Below are 20,735 nucleotides of genomic sequence, written 5' to 3'. Positions count from 1 at the left end.
GCCGCTCCCACCCCACCGACCGGTACGCCCGGCCGATCCCCCGCCGGATCGGCCGGGCGCTCCCTTTTCCCGTTCCCGTTCCCGTTCCCGTTCCCGTTCTCAGCGGTCAGTCTGTGGCCGTGCTTCCGCTTTCGTTGGCTCCTCGAGCAGGGTGCGCAGTTGTGCCCGGCCGGTGATGCCGAGCTTGGTGTAGATGCGGGCGAGGGTGTTGTTGACCGTGGGCAGGGCCAGGCCGAGCTGTTCGGCGATGGACCTGCTGGCCTGCCGGGTGGCCAGCAGGGCGATCTGCCGTTCCCGTACGGTCAGCAGGTTGCCGAGGTCGGGGCGGGCCAGCAGGGGCGTACGCGCCTCGGGGCAGGTGGCCCGCCACTCGGCGGCAGCGGCCTGCGCCAGGGCGGCCCGGGCGTGGTAGCCGGTGGCGCGAAGTGCCCGGCCGGCCGCGTTGGCCAGTTCGGCGGCGACGACGTGGTGACCGAGCTGGGCGAGCTGCTCCGCGACGCGTACCATAGCCGGTCCGTCCTGTTCGGACAGTGCCTGGGCGGCGGCGCCGAGCAGCCCCGGTACCTGGCCGGGCAGTGCCGCCATCCGGGCCAGGTCGGTGCGCCCGCCCAGCCGTACCATGTCGTAACGGGCCTGGGCCTCCACGTACGGCATCCCGGCGGCGGCAGCCAGCTCGGCACCGCGCTCGGCGTGCCGGATCGCGGCGGCGGAGTCCCCGCCGGCGAGGGCCAGCCAGCCGCGCCAGGTGGCGATCCACGGCGCGAACACCTGGTTCGTACCGTTGTCGGTCTGGTCGGCGTCGGCCATCAGCTCGGCCGCGACCTCGTGCCGGCCACGGATCGCGTACCCGAATGCCTGTGCGGCCAGGCAGGCACGCCGTAACCGGAAGGTGTCGCTCTGGTCGAACCCGGCGCGGGCCTCGTCAAGTCGCCGTTCGGCGTGCTGGAGCCGGCCCTGGACGGTGGCGACGATGCCCTCGTAGAGCGCCCACGCACTGACCATCATCGGTACGCCGCTCCGGCTGGCGGTGCGGTGGCCGTCGGCGGCGATCACCGCGGCGGTGTCCGGATATCCGGCGGCCAGGTGGGCCAGGCAGGCCGCGACCTCGATCTGGAACGCTCCCCACGGCAGCGTCCCGGCGTGCGCGGTGGCGATCGCCAGACCACGGCGGCGGACCGCCTGGGCCCGGTCGAGGTGGCCGAGGAAGCCCAGCGAGGCGGTGGCAGCGGCGGCGGCCCAGACCAGGGACTGCGGATCGTCCTGGTCACCGTCCAGCACCGTCTCGGCGGCCCGCAGCGCGTCCGCGCACCGGCCGGCGAAGACGAGGATGAACGCCCGCGCGCTCTCGATCCGGGGATGCCCGGCGGCGCTGTCCAGCACCCGCTCGGCGGTGGCCAGGTCACCACGACCCCAGTAGTACCAGTCGGCCCGGGTCCCCGCCCAGGCCAGCCGCTCGGTCAACCGGGCCGGCGGGGTCACCGGCAGCAGCGCCGCCGCCTCGTCGCTGCGCCCCTGGTATTCCAGGATCTCGGCGAGCATCCGGTCGGCCGCCAGGCCCGGTTCGGCCTCGCGCGCCGACCGGGCCAGCCGCTCCGCCAGGTCGAGCCCGGACCGCCCGATCGCGTGCCGGGCGCCCTCCAGGACCAGGTCGGCCCGGGTGATCCTGCCCCCCTCCACCTGCCAGAACGCGGCACGCAGGGTGTCCTCCCGGCGGCGCAACGGAGTCGCCGACAACACCTCCGCGAGATCCCGGTACGCCTGCCGGGACCGGGCGGCCGGCATCCGGGTACGCAGCACCTCGCCGAAAAGCGGATGGTCCAGTCGAGCCTGCACCCGGGCGCCGTCCCGTTCGGCGACCACCAGACCGCTCTCCTCGGCGGCGGCGACCACCTCCGGGCCGGCGAGCCGTTCGAGGAAGGCCAGCGGCACCGGCTCGCCGCAGGCCACCAGCTCGACGACCCGGCGGGTGGCCGGGGCGAGCCGGTCCAGTCGGGCGGCTACCAGGTCGGTCAGCCCGCCCGCGACCGCGCCGTGCAGCAGCTCGCGCAGGGCCAGCGGGTTGCCCCAGGCGCCCGTACGCAGTCGACGCCGCTCGATCGTGTCCACCGTGCCCCCGGTGCTGTGGTCGATCAGCCGGTCGATGACCGGGGTCGGCAGCGGAGCCAGGTCCAGCAGTACCGCCTCGCCCTCCTTGGCCAGCCGGAGCAGGCAGTCGGCGACCGGTTCCCCGGTACGCACGGTCAGCACCACGAACGCCGCCGAGCTGGACACCAGGTTGGCGACGACCGTACTGGAGGCGTCGTCGAGCAGGTGCGCGTCGTCGACACCGACGGCCACCCGGGCCCGTCCGCCCCAACCGGCGACCTGTGCCGTGATGGCGCGTACCAACCCGACCGGACCGGCCGGGGTCAGGGTCTCGTCCGGCAGCAGATGGGCCAGCGCGCCGAACGGGATCGCGGTGGCGGCCCGGGTCGCGGCGACCCACCGGGTACGGCAGCCGAGCCGGTGCAGCGCCTCCCGGGCCAACCGGGTCTTGCCCAGCCCAGCGGAAGCGGTGATCAGTACGGCGTTCGTGGCCGACCCGGTGAACGCCTCGGCCACGGACGCCAGTTCCGTCTCCCGCCCCTCGAAGGGCCACGCGGTCGGCGACCATTGCGACATGACTCTCCACCCCCGGAGCCAGGCATTTCTTCCCCGGAGAGATGCTGGCAGGCGCAACTGGAGAGCAACTGAACGCGATCATCGCGCGGGGCGGGCGGGCGGCTCCTCTACTGGGTTGGGGCCTTCTACTGGTCGGGGCCTCAACTGGTCGGGGCCGCTACTTGAGATCCAGCGGTCCTCGCAATTGGCCCGGTCGAGCGGGTCGGCGTCAGGGCTCGAGTTCGACCGCCGCCTGATGGCCCTGTGCTCAGGGGGTGGTGTTGATCGCGCCCACGTAGACGCGGCGCGGTACGTCGTCTCCGCCGCACCGGGTGTGCAGGACGGCGTGCACCAGGAGTCGGGAGCCGACCGGTCCCGCCCAGGGGATCACGGTCGGTGCCGAGATCTCGACGGACCCGAAGAGGATGCCGTTGGCGTAGCTGAAGGTGAACAGAATCGTCCGGTCCGGTCGGTGCTGGCCGTAGAGGAGGAGGTATCGCCACTCCGGGTCGCTGTCACTGAGGTAGACGTCCTGCGGACCGTAAAGGCTGTCGCTGCTCGGGCCCTGCCCCCGGCCGTCGGCCGTCGTCTGGGCGAACGAGGCGTGCTCCTGGCCGCAGGGCGGGGAGGCGGCCTGGGCGGGCCGCCCGCCGGCCAGCGCGGCACCGGCGGTGACCGCCAACGCCACCGCCACCGCCAGCACCTGTCCGAGGCGGCGCGAGGCGCTCACCCTGCGCCGCGGCGCGGCCGTATTCTGTGCTGTCGTCGTTGCCACGATGGAACTCCCTTCGCTGAGGACGGCCGTGGCCAGCCGTCGCCCGGGCGGGCGGTGAGGGCTGGCCACGGTGGAGCGCCGGATCACGGAACGGTGTTGATGACCCCGACGTACACGGTCTTCGGCCTGTCGTCGCCGTCGCACCGGACACGGATAACGGCATCGACCCGGATCCGGGTACCGACCCCGTAGTCCCACGGAATGACGTTCCGCTCCGGACGGATGAGACCGCCGTCGTCGGCGGGCGCGGTCACGTACTGCCGGATGAGGGCGTTGTCCTGGTTGTAGAAGCTGAAAATGATCGAGCGGCGCGTCTGGTGGACGCCGCTCAGGGCGACGTACCGCGCCGGACTGCTGACGCTGAGGAAGACGTCCCGCGGGTTCCGGCTGTCGCTGCCACCATCGCCCGGCAAGATGGGCCCGCCGTCGGGGTTCGCCACGTAGAACGCCGCGTACTCACCGCAGGGCGGGGGAGCGGCCTGGACGGGACCCGTGCCGGCCAGCGCGGCGCCGACGGCGACCGCCGCGGCCAACGCCAACCCCAGGCCGGTACGCCGCGACGCGGTCACGGCCCTCAGGGACGTACCCGTGTTTCGTTCTGTCGTCGTTGCCACCAGGGGACTCCCTTCGCTGATGCCCGACCGTGGCCAACCCTTGCCCGGTAGCTGCCGAGCGGCTGGCCACGGTCGGGCACCGGATCACGGAACGGTGTTGATGGACCCCACGTTCACGGTCTTCGGCACGTCGTCGCCGCCGCACCGGGTACGGATGACGGCGGTGAACCGGATCCGGGTACCGACCCCGTAGTCCCACGGAATGACGTTCCGCTCCTGCCGGACCACACCGCCGTCGTCGGACGCCGTGGTCGTGTACTGCCGGATCAGGGCGTTGTCCTGGTTGTAGAAGTTGAAGACGATCGAGCGGCGCGGCCGGTGGACGCCGGCCAGGAACACGTTGCGAACCGAGGCGGCGCTGGCGCTGATGTTGAACTCGGTCGGGTTGAACAGGCTGTCGATGCTGGGGCCACCACCGCTGCCGCCCGGCGGCGTCTGGTGGATGTACGCCCGTTCCGCCCCGCAGGCGGGAGCGGCCATCGCGGGACTCGCCCCCACGAACGCGACACCGCTCATCGCGGCGGTCAGCCCCAGCGCCAGTCCGGCACGCCGTGTGAAGGTGGCGGCGCGTCCGGGCTTGCGGGCCGGCGCGCTCGGTTCGGTCGATGTGAGCACAGTGGACTCCTCTCCGTGACCAGATTTGGTCGCGACATCGACGCTAAGTGATCGGAGAGTGCGGCCGATAGATCAGGCGAAGTGACCTATTGTCAAGATCAAGAAGATCGGGCTAACCCATCGGACCGGACCGCCGACCAGCGGCATACGGGCAGGGTCGACCGGCACGATCAGTCCGGGTGACGAGTCCGGCCGGTGAATGCCGGTGGCGGGAACGCGGCGCCGACCGAGACGGCCGTCACCGGGCGGACGTTGCCTTGACACCGGCGACAAGGTCTAGCGTGGCCGGTACGGGCTGGTGGAGGAGGTCGAATGCTGATCGGCGAGCTGGCGGAGCAGGCCGGCACGAGCACCCGGATGCTGCGGTACTACGAGGCACACGGGCTGGTACGCCCGGAGCGCACCGCCAACGGCTACCGCTGCTACGACGAGGCGGAGCTGCGGGTCGTACGCGAGATCCGGGGACTGCTCGCGGTCGGCCTCGGCCTCGACGACATCCGCCCGTTCGTCGCCTGCCTGCGGGCCGGCAACCCGTCCGGCGACGCCTGCCCGGACTCGGTGGCCGTACTGCGCCGCAAGCTCGCCGAGGTCGACGACTACATCGACCAGCTCGGCGCGGTACGACGGCAGTTACAGACCCAACTCGCCCACGCGATCACGGTCCGGCCACGGTAGCCAGCCGCAGTAGCCGGCCCGGCTGACCGGCGAACTCGCCCGGCTGACCGGCGAACTCGATGGTCGCCGGTCCCGCCCGTCGAATGTGGTCGGAGGTGGCACCGATCGACGACTACCGGAGAGACAGCGATGAAATTCGCGATCAGCTACAGCACGCCCTACTACGGCGTCGACCCCGACAAAATCGTCGGCTATGCCCAGCACGCCGAGTCGTGCGGTTTCGAGTCGCTCTATCTGCCCGAGCACATCGTGCTGTATCCCGGCGCCATGTACGGACCGTCCGAGATACCGCCGTCACTGTCGTACCCCGATCCGCTCGACTGCCTCAACTTCGTCGCGGCGGCCACCCGACGGATCCTGCTCGGCACCGGCGTACTGCTGCTGCCGTACCACCATCCGGTGACCCTCGCCAAGCGCCTGGCCACCATCGACGTACTGTCCAAGGGGCGGATGCGGCTGCTGACCGTGGGACTCGGCACCCTGCCCGGCGAGGCGAAGGCGGTCGGTGTCGACTTCGCCAGCCGGGGCCGCCGCGCCGACGAGGCGATCGACGTACTGCGACTGCTCTGGGGCGGCGACGAGAAGGGCGTCAGCTTCCACGGCGAGTTCTTCGACTTCGACGACCTGTGCAGCTTTCCGAAGCCGTCCGGCGTCACCCACCTGCCGATCCACGTCGGCGGTTCGAGTCGGGCGGCGGCCCGGCGGGCCGGGCGGCGCGGTGACGGTTATTTCCCCGGCGGTGCGCTCACGCCGCAGGAGCGGGCCAGCCAACTCGACCTGGCCCGATCGACCGCCGCCCGGGCTGGCCGTGACCCCGGGGCGCTCGAATACACCCGGTGGGGGTCGATCGACATGTCGACGGAACAGGTCGAGGCGCTGGCGGCGCAGGGGGTGACCCGCATGGTGGTGAGCGCCACCAGTACGGAGCCGGAGCAGCAGCGCGACCAGATGTCCGCGTTCGCCGAGCGCTTCGGCCTGACCGACCGTCTAGTGGATCAGGCCGGTCCGGGGCCCGGATCCAGGCAGGTCTGAGACCAAACTGAGACCACAAGCCGAACGCCCGGTAGGTCGTTTCCGACCTGCCGGGCGCTTGGCTGTTCAGTGGCGGTGGCGGCGGGATTTGAACCCGCGGAGGGCGTAAACCCTCACACGCTTTCGAGGTCTGCGATCATGCATCCGGACCGGTCCGGCAGCGGCCGTGACCAGCAGTCCGGCTGTCCGTCGGACCGGCACGGACGACCGCGTACGACAGCGAATGAGACCACAACTGAGACCGTTCCCAGCTACTCGGACCGTGAGGTAGCAGGACCATCAGCCTGGAGAACTCGCTGGAGCGCCGATCCGGACCAAGGTCAACCCGTCGCGCTCCTGGTCATGGTGCCCATGGTTGACCGCGCTTCTCCGTGGCTTCCCGGCGCTACGGCCCGAGACGACAGTAGGCCATATGACTGCACCTTGAAGTCGCATAGCCCCGCTCCATGATCAAGGCGTCCCTCAAGTCGTCGTAGCGACATGAAGGACGCCTTGATCATGGAAGGGTTAGATGTTCCTGAGCCGCCAGCCTTCGACGTACGTCGGCGCGTTCGTTGCCGCCTGCGTGATGCCGTGGTCGAAGCACCGGTTCTGGACCTGTTCGATCTTCTGGACGTTGTATGTCACGTTGAACGCCTCCACCCCGTACTCGGCCAGCAGCCGGCTGTACGGCGCGACCGTGGTGCTGATGGTGACTCCGAACTTCGTGGTGATCGACGCGACGATCTGGGCGCTGACGTTGCGGGTGAGGAACTCGCTGAGCTTCGCCGTCGTACCCACGGACACCGTCACGCTGAACGTCTGGCTCGTTTCGGTCACGATGGTGGTGTTGAGTGGAGCGCTGTTTCCCGCGTTGTCGAAGACCCTGGCATAGGCGATGTTGAAGGTCGTCGACACCGAGGCCACCGAGACGTACCGGTACAGCGTCCGTCGAACGATGATGATCCCCGAGGTGCCGACGTCGGACGTGGTGGCCGTGCCAACGAACGCCGGGAACGCGTCCGACGGGCAGGGAATCTCAGGCGGGTCGGCGCTCGCGGCGCCCGCCGTCGTGGCGACCGCCAGCGCCGACAGCAGCGTGGCCAGCACGGTGACGATACCGAGCCGGCGCAATGGACCGCGGGTGTTGGGGACTGACATCCGTACTCCTCTCAGGACTTACATCCAGGCCGGTAGAGTGCCGGAGCGCACTGGAAATCGGCTGGACGACAACTGGACAACAACGCCGTCATGATCAAGGCGCCCGCAGAAGGTCGGTGACGCCCAGGTCGAGGCCGTGACCACGAAGACCCTCGAAGAGTTGCCGGCCAACCAGGACGGCATCATGGGCTGGTCCAACTCCGCCATGGCAGTCCGCTACCAGCACTTGACGACGCAGGTCCGCCGGGACATCGCGAAGCGGGTCGGCGGGCTGCTCTGGGAGGCTCCGAAGGATCCACCCGACGAGGACGACCAGGGCGCCGCCGGGGTGCGCGTGCCGCCGCCTGAGCGGCAACTGAGACCAAAACTGAGACCACAAGCCGAACGCCCGGTAGGTCGTTTCTGACCTGCCGGGCGGGCACTCGGGCACAGACTTGGAAGCGTGTTGGGTTAAACCCTTACGAGTTCGAATCTCGCATCCTCCAAGCGGCAGGCCGGACCTTAGGCTCCGGCCTGCTCGTGTTTGCCCTGGTCAGAGTGGTCGCCCTCGTCTCAGTTTCCGTCTCAATTCGGTCCAGGCCAGCCCAACCTGGCGCTTCCACAGCGCGTCGCTCGCAGCACCTCGGGACCGGCCCTTGATCGAGCTTCATGATCAAGATCGCGCATCTTACCGTAGCTGAGTGATCACTTAAAGTAGTAGGTCAGACACTCGACCCGCGATTGACAGCCTTCTATTCACCACTAAAATTCCGTTATATGGGCACGGTGCCGATGGAGCACGGAACCGCAGCAACGCCATATAGGGCTACCATTCAGGATATCGTCAACCAGCCTGAAAAGGACTGGAGTCCTGTATTTCTGAAGAGTCAAATAGCTTCCGCAGAGGAACGCCTTCATCTCCAAGGAATCTGGCTAAAGATCGGCAGAGCCTGGGCCATTCTCGGCAACATAGCGCTATGGACTATAACTGTCCTGGCGGATATCCTGCAGTGGCACCGCGCCGCACCTATAGTTCCGATCTTGTATGGCGCGGCGATAGTCTCGACGCTCGCTTCTCCCGTTGTCATGTATCAGCAGTATAAAAGGCTGCGTTCAAACCGGCTCGGAATCAAGAAGACGATACTCATCCTTCGTGAAAAGCAAACGCAACAAGATGGGTACACCGAGGAAGCTGGCAAAGGAACACTGGTTAGGCAGCGTCGCTATCGGGACGACATGCCGGACATCATCGCACAGATGCGGGAACAAGCAGGCCGACTCCGCTCAACTCACAATAGATACCAGACAGTGATTATTGTCGGTTCAATCCTCGCCTCGGCGATAACTACTGCTTCGGTATCCTTCGACGTTACTAGATGGATAGCAGTGGCGGTTACGGCCGCCGTCGGGCTATCTGCCGGCTTTACCGGATACTACAAGTTCCACGAAAATAGCTACAACCTTCAGCAGACGGCCGACTCGATCGAACGCGAGTATGAGGCAGTTGAGCTCCGCGTTGGACGATATGCAAAGCTAGATCACGCAGACGCCTACTCGTTGTTCGCGGAAACCGTAGAGCGCTTGCGCGACGAGCAGAACAAGCGCCAGCAACAACTTGATCAGCCAGTCGAGACGAAGCGCGAAGACACGCCAACAACAACGGCCTAATGAGGCAACTCGAATGTTGGCTATTCAGCTTATCGGCGTTTTAGCTTTTGCAGCTATTCTCATCATCTCATTCGTGGCCACCTGGCAAGCCGATAAAGTCGGAAGCCATCGAAGGCCGATGCTCAGCGCCCTACTGGCAGCAGGGACGGTTGTTCTCCTGGCCGGGATTTCCTTGCTCCTGCTGCCGTAGGTCCGTTTAGGCCGGTGGTGCTCCTGTAACAGATGACCAGGCATACAACCCACAATTCCGACTCACTGAATCCCACATGAGCCTCAATATGCAGCGAGCCATCGGAAGCGCCGGAAAGACTGTCGCAAATTACGGAGACCATCGACGTGCCACTGAACCTCCTAATCGCACGACTAGGGCTTAGCGCGAGTAGCCCAGCCGACGAACCGCATGAACAACGCGACCATGTCGGGTCCCGGCGGGAAATTGAGGTTGTACAGATCTTTGATTGCCTCGAACAGCGCGCCGGCCAGGTGAACGGATAGCCCGCTAGGTTCGTTTCGGAACTCGTCAATGAGAGAAAGGCGGGCCGGTCCGCATGGCCAGGGTGCGCCGCAGGATCGGCAGAGCCAGATTGGTCGTATGGGCATATGAGGCTTGTACGACGAGTGATGATGGACGGGCGAACAACATAGGTGCATCGGCACTACATCGTCATCGCTGCTGACTTGCTGGCATGGACACTGGCACCGCCAGTCCCGAAGTGGAACCGCCGGATTGCGGGCCGGGTCCCTCTCGATGCAGTTGTGTCTGCTGTCCCCGGCGGCCAAGGCAGTGACGCAACGAACGCATAGATTGACGGGAACTGACACGTTACTTGCGGCTAAACCTGATATCCAGGACACGAGGCTCCTTCAATCAGAGACGGCAGGCCCGGCCACGGAGCCCTAGTCACGTAGCCGGACCGCCTCTCCCTCTGGCCCCAAACGTGGATGCGGGGCCATCGGCTAAGGGACGCTAGACAATCGCGCCGTGTGCCCAAGTTTTCCGATCGTGAGAGGCAATGACCAGTGACGTAGTGTTCGCCAGTGTGTATGCGGACGGGGCCGCTGCTGTCAGTCGCCCAGCGGCATTTCGTACTGGACAGTCATGAGGTCGGAGCGCATGATGAAGCGGGTCACCTCGAAAGGCGAGCCGTTGTCGTCGGTGGCGGTGTGCAGTACGAGGATCACGGGTACGTAGGGTGGCGTCTTGAGGGCAAGGGCTTCCTGGCGGGTAGGAAAGCGGGTTGTTACCTGTTCCCTGATGCGCGCCACACGGTACCCGAGATCTTCAAGTCTCTCGAAGAGTCCACCCGGCCCTAAGTTTGTCTTGTGGAAGAGTGCCGACGATTTCGCGATTTTCAGCGGAATGTATGTGTGGCCGAGTTGGATGGGTTCTCCATCGGCATAGTATCGGTTTTCGCGGCAGATGACCTGTTCACCTGGCGCCAAGGATAGTAGTCCGGCTATGTCGCTCGGTGCTGGTTGTCGTGATATCGCGTAGCATTCTGCGTGTGGTGTGCGACCCTGCATTGTCGCTTCCATGTGGAAGGGCGATGCGCCGGTCTCTCGTCGTAAGCGTCTGGAATATCGCTCTACGCAGAGACGCGTGAGGGGTGGCCGGTTGCGAACGAAGATGTCATAGAGCAGGCTTGCTGCCTGTGCCCATTGGGAGGCGCTGCCGTCCGGGGAGCGGGTGGCTGACATTCGTGGTGCTCGATCAGCTGCTTGAACGTCTGCGCTGCGTAAAGCCGAATCTGAGTTGGCCGCTGCGAGCGATGAAGAATCCACCGTGCCGAGTGCTTGTGCCTCAACGGCGATCAGTCGTGTGAGTCGACCGTTTGCGTTGAGTCCCCTGTCGAGCGCTTCGGCGACATGGGGCGTGGGTTGTTTGATGCCAGTTTCAATATCCCATAGGTATGTGTGTGAGTAGTGGACTATCTTCGCGAGTCGACGGAAGGACAGGCCCTGTCCCTGTCGAAGTTCTCGCATGAGGCGGGCGAACCCCAAGTCGACGACAGTCATGGCGCACCGTTTCGGGTGGTCACCGAGTCGCGTTCTCGGGTGATGAGTCTTGGCGCGTGGCGCTGTGTCAGTGCGACGCCACCAAGTACGAGGAGCATGCCGAATACCATCGGCACGGTGACGGGCTCGGCTACGACGATGGCGCCGAGGACGACGGCGACCACCGGCAGGAGGTAGGTCGTGGTGGAGGCGAGAGTTGGACCCTCGTCGCTGATGAGCCGGTAGTTCAGCACGTAGGCGACGCCAGTGCCCAGGGTGCCGAGGATCAGGAGGCTGATGACGGCGTCAAGGCGCCAGTGCGGTGCTGTGAGTCCGCCCAGTGGCAGCGCCAGGACCATGAGCATGGTTCCGGCCGCGAGCTGTGAGGCGGAGAGCATGATCGGGGGGATGCCCCGGTTGGCGAGGAATCGGCCCATGTAGACGTAGGAGATGCCGTAGCTGACGGATGCGGCGAGTATTGCCAGCCCTCCCCAACTGGCTATCTCGTTGGCCGATTTCCACGGCGTGAAGATGAGCACGGTTCCGACGAAGCCGAGCGCTAGGCCCATGCCTCGTGACCAGGTTGCTGTGCGGTCGGTTCCGGCGACGAAGGCGAACAGCGCGGTCCATAAAGGTGTTGTGGCGTTGAGGACTCCCGCCACGCTGGAATCGACGGTACGTTCACCGACTCCGAAAAGGGTGTACGGAATCGAGTTGGCAACCAATGCGGCGACGAACAGGTGTCCCCATGTCTTGCGGTCCGCCGGGAACCGTAGACCTCGGTGAAGTGCAATGGGGACGAGGACGAGCGAGCCGAGAGCGAGACGGACAAGAACGATCTGGACCGGGGAGAAGCCGCGTAGCGCCAGCTTGATCCAGAGGAATCCGGACCCCCACAAGAGGGCGAGCATCAACAGCCGAACCAGACTGCCGCGTCTCATCAGGCACCCTTCGTCAGTCCTCGACAGGCATCTCATAGTCCAGTCCGTTGAGATCGCCCCGCATGACAAAACGAGTGACCTCGAACGCTCTATGTTGTTCGTCAATGCTGGTGTGTAGCACCTCGATGACCGGGACACCGGGCGGCATGCTTAGGCCGGTGGATTCCTCGTGATACGGCATCCTGGCCGAGATTTCTTCCCGGATGCGCGTGATCCGGTAGCCGAGGTCTTCGAACCTCGCGTAGATGCTGCCCTTGCCGAGGGTCCGCTCCGAGGCGAGCGGCGACTCACCGGCGACATCGACGGGAATATAGGTCACACCTACCTGTACCGGCTCGTCGTCAGCGTAGTACCAGTTCTCTCGCCGGATGACTGTCGCGGTGCTCGCGTCGAGTCCGAGCCGGTCGGCAACGTCTGCGGGTGGCTTGTCCCGGGTGACGGACCGGCACTCGGTCTTCGGCGTCCGGCCCTGTTTGGTGACTTCGATGCGAAACGGCGACAGACCCGTTTCGCTGCGGAGTTGCCGTGAGTAGCGGTTGGCGCCGAGTCGCATCAGGGGTGTCCGGGGGCGGACGAAGACACCCCGGCCATGCTGCGCCACGACCAGGCCCTCCCCTTGCAGGATGCTGATCGCCTCCCTGGCGGTGTTCCGTGCCGTCCCGTACCGACCGGCAAGCTCCCGCTCGGACGGCAGCTTGGCACCGGACGCCAGTTCGCCGCTCCGGATGCTGGCACGCAGGTCATCAGCGATGCGTCGGCTCGGAGGGCGCCTATCTGTGCCGGACTGCTCGTCCACGGTCTGCCTGCCTGGATTTGGGGGTCCCCGCCGACAACAACCTACCGCAACTGGCTCAAGCCAGCTCGTGTCATCTGTCCGCTACACCTCCCGACTGGCTCAAGCCAGCTGCTTCCGCTGTCAGATGCAGGGAGTTCGCGGGTACACCGATCCACCCGTCGATTGACGAACCCACGCGCGAAGACCCGACCGCGATCGAGCGGGGCCGATGGGTACGCGCAGCGGCGGGCTTGAAGCGGAAAACGACACCAACAAGTACTACGCCCGGCCGGTCGTTTCCGACCTGCCGGGCGCTTGGCTGTTCAGTGGCGGTGGCGGCGGGATTTGAACCCGCGGAGGGCGTAAACCCTCACACGCTTTCGAGGCGTGCTCCTTAGGCCACTCGGACACACCACCGCCGAGAAGGGTACCCGACGCACCGGGACGACGTCGCGGCGGTATCGGCCGGACCGACCTGGCAGGATGACCCCACATGAGTACGCACATTGGCGCCAAGCCTGGCGAGATCGCCGAGCGGGTCCTGATGCCGGGCGACCCGCTGCGGGCCAAGTGGATCGCGGAGACCTACCTCGAGGACGCGAAGTGCTACTCGACGGTGCGCGGCATGCTCGGCTTCACCGGCCGCTGGACCGGCACCGAGGTCTCGATCCAGGGTTCCGGCATGGGTATGCCGTCCGCCTCCATCTACGCGCACGAGCTGATCAACGAGTACGGCGTGAAGTCGCTGATCCGGGTCGGCTCGTGCGGGGCCCTCAGCGAGGACCTCCAGCTCCGGGACGTGATCGCGGCAAGCGGGTCGTCGACCGACTCGAACATGAACCGGATGCGGTTCGACGGGTTGATCGACTACGCCCCGGTCGCCGACTTCGGGCTGCTGCGTACCTCGGTCGAGGTGGCTGAGCGGCGCGGCATCGCGATGCGGGTCGGGCCGATCCTGGCTGCCGACGCCTTCTACACCGACCGTCCCGACCTCTACGACACGCTCGCCGACTACGGCGTACTGGCGGTGGAGATGGAGTCGGCGGCGCTCTACACGATCGCGGCCCGGTTCAAGGCGCGGGCGTTGACGCTGCTGACCGTCAGCGACCACATCAAGCGGGGCGAGCAGACCACCGCCCAGGAGCGCGAGCAGACCTTCGGCCAGATGGTCGAGATCGCCCTCGACACCATCGTCGCCTGACAGCCGGCCGGCGGCAGAGCACCGGACAGCACCGAACAGCGACCGGGTCGGGAGTGCGCCCCGAGCGCGTACTCCCGACCCGGTCGGTTTCTCACGGGGTGGCGAGCGCCTCGGTCGGGGCCAGTCGGGCGGCCCGGATCGCCGGGTAGAGCCCGGCGAAGGCGCCGATCAGCAGGGTCGCACCGACCCCGCCGACCATCGCCCAGCTCGGTACCACCGTCGGCCAGTCCCGGGACAGGGCGTAGCCCGAGGTCACCCCGATGCCGATCAGCACTCCGCCCACTCCGCCCAATGCCGACAGCAGCAGCGACTCGGCGAGGAACTGGGTGCGTACCTGGCCCCGGGTCGCGCCGAGCGAGCGGCGTAGCCCGATCTCGGCCCGGCGTTCGAGTACCGAGATCACCATCGTGTTGGCCACTCCGACCCCGCCGACCAGCAGCGCGACCGCGCCGAGCCCGAGCAGCAGCCCGGTGAACGCCTCGTCGGTGGCCTGCTGCGCCTCCAGCGCGTCGGACGGCCGGGACACCTTGACCTCGTTCGGCGCCTCCGGGTTGGCGGTGGCACCGAGTACGGTCTGCACCGCCTCGACCGACTGCTCGGCCGACCGGGTGTAGACGGTGGTCGGGTGCCCGTCGAAGCCGAGGTACGTCGCCGCCGCCTCCCAGCCGATCAGCGCGGAGAGGTCCAACTCCGGCGCCAGCGGTACCGGTGCCAGGATCCCGACCACGGTGAACCACCGACCGCCGAGATAGACCTGTACGTCCGGCCCGGCGCTGCCGAGCCCGAGCCGTTCCGCCGCGGTCGCCCCGAGTACGACGGCCGGATAGCGCGCCGTCGCCCCGTTCAGCCAGGTACCGCTGGCCATGGTCGCCCCAACGGTGTCGAGCAGGTCCAGCCGGGCCGCCCGGGCGGCGATCCCACCGCTCTCCACCTCGGGAATCCGGTCTGACCGGTAGACCCGGGCGTCGGAGAGCTGCCCGGTGGCGGAGACCTGCTGGACCGGCCCGATCCGGCCGATCATCGCCACCGACTCCTCCGGCAACTGCGCCGCGTCGCCGAACATGGTGTTGCCGGGCGCGACGGTCAGCAGGTTGGTACCGAGCGCGTCCAGCATCCGGTCCAGCTCCGCCCGGGAGGAGGACGAGATGCCGACCACCGCGACCATCGCGGCGATGCCGATCGCGATGCCCAGCGCGGAGAGGAACGCCCGCAGTGGCCGGGTACGCAGCCCGACCCCGCCGACCCGGAAGATGTCCCGGGGTCGCATCCGGGCCGGTACCAGCCGGGGTCGCGCCCCGCCGTTCGCCCCGGCCATCAGCCGACCCCGATCGGCGCGAAGCCACCGCCGGCCGACCGACCGACACCGTTGCCGCTGCCCCCGGCACTGCCGTCGCTGCCCCCGGCACTGCCGGCGCCGACCACGGCACCGCCGCCGCTGTCCGACAGCACCAGGCCGTCGCGCATGTGCACCTGCCGGGGCAGGCTCGCCGCGATCTCCCGGTCGTGCGTGATCACCACCACCGTGGTCCCGGCGGCGTTCAGCTCACGCAGCAACGCCAGCACCCCGGCCCCGGACGTCGAGTCGAGGTTGCCGGTCGGCTCGTCGGCCAGCAGCAGCGCGGGGTTTCCGACCACGGCCCGGGCGATCGCCACCCGCTGCCGTTCGCCGCCGGAGAGTTCGTGCGGCCGGTGGTCCAGCCGGTGTCCCAGCCCGACCCGGACCAACGCGGCCTCCGCGCGCCGCCGCCGCTCCCCGAGGGGTACGCCGGCGTAGAGCAGCCCGTCCGCCACGTTGTCCAGCACCGGTACGCCCGGTGCGAGGTGGAACTGCTGGAACACGAACCCGATCCGGGACGACCGCAGCGCGGAGAGCTGCCGGTCCGACAGCTTCGCCACGTCGTACCCGTCGATGTGCACGGTCCCGGTCGACGGGCGGTCGAGGGTGCCGATCAGGTGCAGCATGGTGGACTTGCCGGAGCCGGACGGCCCGACGATCGCCACCAGTTCGCCCGGCCGGATGGTCAGCGTGACGCCACCGAGTGCCGTCACGCCGCCCGGATAGACCTTGGTGACCGCGTCGAGCACCACGACCCCGTCGGTGCCGGCCGGTGGATCGGCGAGCGCGGTACCCGAAGCCGCCAGGTCCCGGCTCACTTCGGCATCCCCACGGTCGCCCCCTCGACCAGCCCGTCGCCGGTCACCTCCACCCGGCCGGAGGCGAACAGCCCGGTCTGCACCGCCACGATCCGGGTCGCGTCACCCTCGATGACCTCCACGCCGTAGCCGCCCTCGGCGAGGGCGAGCAGCGCGGCGACCGGGACGGTGAGCACGTTCTCCCGCTCGGCCGCGGTGAAGGCCACGTCGACCGAGGCGCTGTCGAACCCGGCCAACGCCTTCGGGTCGGCGGCGGTGACGGTCACCTCGATCTTGGTCTCCGGCCCGTTCTGCTGGTCCCCGGTGTCGATGACCGTCTCGGTCGCCGCGATGGTGCCGGCCACCTCCTTGCCGTCCGGCAGCGTCACCGTGACCTTGGCGCCCCGCTTGGCCAGCCGCTGGTCGTCCACGTCGAGCGAGACGGTGACCACCCGGGAGGTACCGCTGTAGCTGAGTACCCCGCCGCCGGGCTGTACCGCGTCGCCGACCTCGGCCTCGGTGCTGTCCACCCGGACCTCGCCGGTGGCGTAGACGACCTGGCCCAGCTCGACCCGGCCGGTCTCGTCGAGGCCGAGGTCCTCCTGCCACTCCCGCACCGCCTCGGCGGTGGCCGAGGTGTACTCGTCGTCGACGGTGAACCCGTCGTAGCCGAGCGCGCTCAGGTTCTTCTCGAACTGCTCGACGTCCTCGCCGCTGTCGCCGGAACGCAGCGTCCGGTACGCCGGCAGGCCGCCGTAGAGCAGTACGACCTTCTGGTTGTCGACCGAGTAGAGCGGCTTGCCCCGTTTGACCCGGGAACCGGCGGCGGCGATCGAGGTGATGGTGCCCGCCTTCCGGGCCGCCACGGTACGGGTCTCGCCGTACCCGAGTTCACCGTCGGCGGTCTCCGAGTCGACAAGCGTCTGCTTGCTGACCTGTGCGTTCGCCGGTGGCATATTGCTGGCGGTGGCCGTACCCGGCTCGTCACCGCCGAAACCCACAGCGGCGGCGACCCCGGCGGCGACCGCCAGCGCGGCGGTGGTCACGACCGCCACCGCCCGGCCTCGGCCGCCCCGGCGCCGCCGCCCCGGCCGGCCCCCGGCCGCCGGAACCGCCCCCGTCCCGGTCGATTCGGTATCGCCCGATCCGGTGTCGCCCGACCCGGCGGCGGCCGGAACCGGCCCGTCCGGAGACGGACTGGTTCCGGTCACGGAGGTACCCGCCGTCATTCGCCACCGCCCCTGATCCGGACCGGGCCCTCGCCCCGGCACTTCTCCATGGCGGCCTGGAACTTCGGGTCGTCCATCTTCATTCCACTGCCCTGGTTGAACTGCATGGTGCCGTCCGGCCCCGGGTCCGGGAAGTTCGGCACACCGTTCTCCCGCATGCACTTCGCCATCTTGCGCAACTGTTCGACCTGCTCCGGGTTGAGTTCCATCTTGCCGCCGTTCGGCAGCAGGTGGCGGCACTTCTCCATCGCCGCCTGCGTCTTGGCCGGATCGTCACCGGGGTTCCGCTGGACCCGGATCCCGCCCTGGCCCGGCTCCGGGTCCGGCATCTCCACGCCGTTCTCCCGCATGCACTTGGCAAACTCCAGGCGGCGGTCCTCGTCACTCAGAGCAGCGGCGCTGGCACTGGCGGTGGGACCGGCTCCGGCTCCGCCCTGGGCGGTGGCCACCCCCGGCCCCTCGTCGGCCTTGGCACAGCCGGCGAGCGCCAGACCGAGGAGGGGGAGGACCAGCCAGATGCCCGACATTCGTCGGCGCATGGCACAACTCCTTCCGTGGGCCGGCGCGGTTCGCCGGCCGATACGGACAAAGTCAAGTCGGTAGCGCGTATCCGGGGCGTAACCGTCGACGTTTACGGCGGGGTTATCTCCGAACGAGTCACCATGGGACGGTGCGGGTACTGGTGGTCGAGGACGAGAAGCTGTTGGCGGACGCCGTCGCCGAGTGGTTGCGCCGGGAGGCGTTCGCGGTCGACGTCGCGTACGACGGCGACGCCGCCCTGGAGCGACTCGGCGTCAACGACTACGACGTGGTGGTGCTCGACCGGGACCTGCCGGTGGTGCACGGCGACGACGTGTGCCGGGCGATCGTGGAGGGCGGCGGCGAGACCCGGGTGCTGATGCTCACCGCCGCTGCCGCCGTCCGGGACCGGGTGGCCGGGCTGGCGCTGGGTGCCGACGACTACCTGATCAAGCCGTTCGCGCTGGTCGAACTCTCCGCCCGGGTACACGCACTGATCCGCCGGGCCCGGCCGGCCGCGCCGCCGAAGCTGACCCGGGCCGGTCTGGTGGTCGACCCGGCCCGGCACGAGGTCTACCGGGACGGCCGGTACGTCGCGCTCTCCCGCAAGGAGTTCGCGGTACTGGCCGAGCTGATGCGGGCCGGCGGCGCGGTGGTCTCCGCCGAGGAGCTGCTGGAGCGGGCCTGGGACGAGCACATCGACCCGTTCACCAACGTGGTCCGGGTGACCGTGATGAAACTGCGCCGTAAGCTCGGCGATCCGCAGATCGTCGAGACCGTGCCGGGAGTGGGGTATCAGATCCGGTGAAACGACTGACGATTCGGGCCCGCCTGACCCTGGTCTACGGCGGCCTCTTCCTGCTCGCCGGGGTGGTGCTGCTCGCCGTCACCTACGTACTGGTCGAACAGCGGATGCCTGGCACCGTCGGGGTCGCACTGAACAAGACCCGGCTGCCGGAATCGACCGCCGGCCGGGTGATCAGCCCGAACGACGCCGAACAGTTCCGGATCTTCGCCCGGCAGATCCAGGACGAGGCCCGGGACAACGCCCTGGAGACCCTGCTCACCCAGGGCGGCATCGCGCTCGCCGTGGTCTCGGCGATCGCCGTCGCCTTCGGCTGGCTGATCGCCGGCCGGGCGCTGCAACCGCTGCACCAGATCACCGGTACCGCCCGACGGATCGCCGGGGCCGGCACCGCCGGTCACGGACTGCACGAGCGGATCGCGCTGGACGGTCCCCGGGACGAGGTCAAGGAACTCGCCGACACCTTCGACCTGATGCTGGAACGGCTGGACCAGTCCTTCGACGGGCAGCGGCGGTTTGTCGCCAACGCCTCGCACGAGCTGCGTACGCCGCTGGCGCTGAACCGGTCGCTGCTGGAGCTGGCGGTCACCCGGCCGGGTGCACCGGCCGAGTTGACGCAGCTCGGCGAGACGCTGCTGGCGGTCAACGAGCGGCACGAACGGCTGATCGACGGGCTGCTCACCCTGGCCGACTCGGAGCAACAGGTGGTGGAGCGTACCCCGATCGACCTCGCCGAGGTGGTCGGGCACGTGGCCGAGCAGATGCGTACCGAGCTTCCGGTGCACCGGCACCTGGCCCCGGCACCCACCGCCGGAGATCCGGTACTGCTGGAGCGGCTGACCCAGAACCTGCTGGAGAACGCGCTGCGGCACAACGTACCGGCCAACGGCCAGGTCTGGGTCAACACCGGCACGTTCGACGGCTGGGTGACCCTGGTGGTGGCGAACACCGGGCCGGTGGTGCCGGGGTACGAGGTCGAGACGATGTTCCAGCCGTTCCGGCGGCTACGCCAGGAGCGGGTCGGCGGCGGTCGCGGGTTCGGCCTCGGGCTGTCGATCGTCCGGGCGGTCGCCGGCACGCACGGCGGTTCGGTCCGGGCCGAGCCCCGGCACGGCGGTGGCTTGGTCGTGACGGTCCTGTTGCCGGCCGAGGCGTCGCTCCGGGCCGTCCCGCACCACCACGCCCCGCCGGCCGTCCCGACCGCCACCCTCGGTCCCCGCCCCGAGCTGCCCGTCGGTGATCCCGCCCCGCTGGCCGGACCCGCCCGGACGCTGAGATAGCACAGTCGCCACGCAACGTCGCCACGCAACGTCGCCACGCAACGTCGCCACGGAGAGAAGGCGGGCGGCTGGACGAGTGGCCGGTGCCCGGGTGACCCGAGAGTTTTCCACAGGCGTTCGAGGTTATCCACAAGGCTGTGCACAACCTCGGCCCGAACTGTGGAGAACGGCTTCGGGCCGGGTCAACGCTGAGCGGGACCGACGTCGGACGGAACCAGCGTCGGGCAGGGGCAGTGTCGGGGCGGGACCGACGTCGGGCAGGGGCAGCGTCGGGCAGGTGGCCCTACCGGGCGCCGACCGGTCCGGCGCTGGGCGGGATCAGCGGAAGAAGGCTCGGAGCGCGGCGGCGCACTCGGCCGCCAGGACGCCGCCGTACACCTCGGGGCGGTGGTTGAGCCGCCGGTCGCGTACGACGTCCCAGAGCGAACCCACCGCACCGGTCTTCGGCTCCCAGGCGCCGAAGACGAGCGTGGAGATCCGGGCCAGCACCAGCGCACCGGCGCACATCGTGCACGGCTCCAGGGTCACCACCAGGGTGCAGCCGGTCAGCCGCCAGGCGCCGACAGCCCGGGCGGCCCGGCGCAGGGCCAGGATCTCGGCGTGTGCGGTGGGGTCGCCGGTCAGTTCGCGCTCGTTGCGGGCGCTCGACAACTCCGTACCGTCCGGGCCATAGACCACCGCCCCGACCGGGACGTCCCCGGCCAGCGCCTCGACCGGGA

General features: G+C 68.5%; 20 protein-coding genes and 1 tRNA gene. 7 read left to right on the top strand and 14 right to left on the bottom strand.

The genetic code is table 11. From position 1 onward, the window contains the following. Nucleotides 1-99: 99 nt before the first annotated feature. From Pma05_RS12905 to Pma05_RS12890, 4 genes are all read right to left on the bottom strand, one after another. Complete coding sequence (locus Pma05_RS12905) at nt 100-2,661, bottom strand: AAA family ATPase (RefSeq protein WP_203857622.1); 2,562 nt, start codon at nt 2,659-2,661, stop codon at nt 100-102. Nucleotides 2,662-2,908: 247 nt separating this feature from the next. Continuing rightward, nucleotides 2,909-3,415 carry a hypothetical protein gene (locus Pma05_RS12900; RefSeq protein ID WP_203857621.1) on the bottom strand — a complete coding sequence of 169 codons (507 nt, stop codon included), beginning with the start codon at nt 3,413-3,415 and terminating at the stop codon, nt 2,909-2,911. 83 nt (nt 3,416-3,498) lie between these two features. Then, the gene (locus tag Pma05_RS12895; RefSeq protein ID WP_203857620.1) at nt 3,499-4,029 is read right to left on the bottom strand and encodes a hypothetical protein; all 531 of its coding nucleotides are present in this window, start codon (nt 4,027-4,029) and stop codon (nt 3,499-3,501) included. Between the two features lie 84 nt (nt 4,030-4,113). Then, a complete protein-coding gene (locus Pma05_RS12890) occupies nt 4,114-4,644 on the bottom strand; it encodes a hypothetical protein (protein WP_203857619.1) in 531 nt (176 codons plus the stop codon). A 312-nt stretch (nt 4,645-4,956) separates the two neighbouring features. Here Pma05_RS12890 and Pma05_RS12885 point away from each other — a divergent pair, with 312 nt between their 5' ends. Together Pma05_RS12885 and Pma05_RS12880 are read left to right on the top strand one after the other, a co-directional pair. Next, nucleotides 4,957-5,319, top strand: a complete 363-nt coding sequence (locus tag Pma05_RS12885; protein ID WP_203857618.1) for a MerR family transcriptional regulator — start codon at nt 4,957-4,959, stop codon at nt 5,317-5,319. Nucleotides 5,320-5,448: 129 nt separating this feature from the next. Continuing rightward, nucleotides 5,449-6,351 carry a TIGR03619 family F420-dependent LLM class oxidoreductase gene (locus Pma05_RS12880; RefSeq protein WP_203857617.1) on the top strand — a complete coding sequence of 301 codons (903 nt, stop codon included), beginning with the start codon at nt 5,449-5,451 and terminating at the stop codon, nt 6,349-6,351. Nucleotides 6,352-6,858: 507 nt separating this feature from the next. On the opposite strand, the gene Pma05_RS12875 is transcribed toward Pma05_RS12880, so the two are convergent. Then, on the bottom strand, nt 6,859-7,491 hold the full coding sequence (locus Pma05_RS12875; RefSeq protein ID WP_203857616.1) for a hypothetical protein: 633 nt from the start codon (nt 7,489-7,491) through the stop codon (nt 6,859-6,861). A 136-nt stretch (nt 7,492-7,627) separates the two neighbouring features. Here Pma05_RS12875 and Pma05_RS12870 point away from each other — a divergent pair, with 136 nt between their 5' ends. Both Pma05_RS12870 and Pma05_RS42515 read left to right on the top strand, forming a co-directional pair. Then, a complete protein-coding gene (locus Pma05_RS12870; RefSeq protein ID WP_203857645.1) occupies nt 7,628-7,897 on the top strand; it encodes a hypothetical protein in 270 nt (89 codons plus the stop codon). A 350-nt stretch (nt 7,898-8,247) separates the two neighbouring features. Further along, nucleotides 8,248-9,138: a DUF4231 domain-containing protein gene (locus Pma05_RS42515; protein ID WP_239312285.1), complete on the top strand. Its 891-nt coding sequence runs from the start codon at nt 8,248-8,250 to the stop codon at nt 9,136-9,138. A gap of 1,065 nt (nt 9,139-10,203) precedes the next feature. Here the strand turns inward: Pma05_RS42515 and Pma05_RS12860 are convergent. The 4 genes from Pma05_RS12860 to Pma05_RS12845 form a co-directional block, all read right to left on the bottom strand. Further along, nucleotides 10,204-11,154, bottom strand: a complete 951-nt coding sequence (locus Pma05_RS12860; RefSeq protein ID WP_203857615.1) for a UTRA domain-containing protein — start codon at nt 11,152-11,154, stop codon at nt 10,204-10,206. Next, nucleotides 11,151-12,074 carry a DMT family transporter gene (locus Pma05_RS12855; RefSeq protein ID WP_203857614.1) on the bottom strand — a complete coding sequence of 308 codons (924 nt, stop codon included), beginning with the start codon at nt 12,072-12,074 and terminating at the stop codon, nt 11,151-11,153. The genes Pma05_RS12860 and Pma05_RS12855 overlap by 4 nt, the downstream gene beginning before the upstream one ends. Before the next feature lie 13 nt (nt 12,075-12,087). Continuing rightward, entirely contained in the window at nt 12,088-12,870 is a 783-nt protein-coding gene (locus Pma05_RS12850; RefSeq protein WP_203857613.1) for a GntR family transcriptional regulator, read from the bottom strand. A 306-nt stretch (nt 12,871-13,176) separates the two neighbouring features. Beyond that, nucleotides 13,177-13,266, bottom strand: a tRNA-Ser gene (locus tag Pma05_RS12845). 76 nt (nt 13,267-13,342) lie between these two features. On the opposite strand from Pma05_RS12845, the gene deoD reads away from it, so the two are divergent. After that, complete coding sequence (gene deoD, locus Pma05_RS12840; protein ID WP_203857612.1) at nt 13,343-14,050, top strand: purine-nucleoside phosphorylase; 708 nt, start codon at nt 13,343-13,345, stop codon at nt 14,048-14,050. Between the two features lie 91 nt (nt 14,051-14,141). Here deoD and Pma05_RS12835 read toward each other — a convergent pair whose 3' ends face one another. From Pma05_RS12835 to Pma05_RS12820, 4 genes are all read right to left on the bottom strand, one after another. Next, the gene (locus tag Pma05_RS12835) at nt 14,142-15,365 is read right to left on the bottom strand and encodes an ABC transporter permease (RefSeq protein WP_203857611.1); all 1,224 of its coding nucleotides are present in this window, start codon (nt 15,363-15,365) and stop codon (nt 14,142-14,144) included. Next, complete coding sequence (locus Pma05_RS12830) at nt 15,365-16,138, bottom strand: ABC transporter ATP-binding protein (protein WP_203857643.1); 774 nt, start codon at nt 16,136-16,138, stop codon at nt 15,365-15,367. Before Pma05_RS12830 ends, Pma05_RS12835 begins: the two co-directional genes overlap by 1 nt. 62 nt (nt 16,139-16,200) lie before the next feature. Beyond that, a complete protein-coding gene (locus Pma05_RS12825; protein ID WP_372441460.1) occupies nt 16,201-17,238 on the bottom strand; it encodes an efflux RND transporter periplasmic adaptor subunit in 1,038 nt (345 codons plus the stop codon). 170 nt (nt 17,239-17,408) lie between these two features. Then, nucleotides 17,409-17,951, bottom strand: coding sequence for a hypothetical protein (locus Pma05_RS12820; RefSeq protein ID WP_203857610.1), 543 nt, complete (start codon nt 17,949-17,951; stop codon nt 17,409-17,411). Between the two features lie 131 nt (nt 17,952-18,082). Here Pma05_RS12820 and Pma05_RS12815 point away from each other — a divergent pair, with 131 nt between their 5' ends. Beyond that, on the top strand, nt 18,083-18,739 hold the full coding sequence (locus Pma05_RS12815) for a response regulator transcription factor (protein ID WP_203857609.1): 657 nt from the start codon (nt 18,083-18,085) through the stop codon (nt 18,737-18,739). Next, on the top strand, nt 18,736-20,016 hold the full coding sequence (locus tag Pma05_RS12810) for a sensor histidine kinase (protein WP_203857608.1): 1,281 nt from the start codon (nt 18,736-18,738) through the stop codon (nt 20,014-20,016). The genes Pma05_RS12815 and Pma05_RS12810 overlap by 4 nt, the downstream gene beginning before the upstream one ends. A 318-nt stretch (nt 20,017-20,334) precedes the next feature. Here the strand turns inward: Pma05_RS12810 and Pma05_RS12805 are convergent. After that, nucleotides 20,335-20,735: nucleoside deaminase (locus Pma05_RS12805; RefSeq protein WP_203857607.1), on the bottom strand; the 401-nt coding region annotated here is incomplete at its 5' end.

It is taken from the genome of Plantactinospora mayteni (assembly GCF_016862935.1).
GTDB lineage: Bacteria > Actinomycetota > Actinomycetes > Mycobacteriales > Micromonosporaceae > Plantactinospora > Plantactinospora mayteni.
This window is presented reverse-complemented; position numbering and strand designations above follow the sequence as displayed.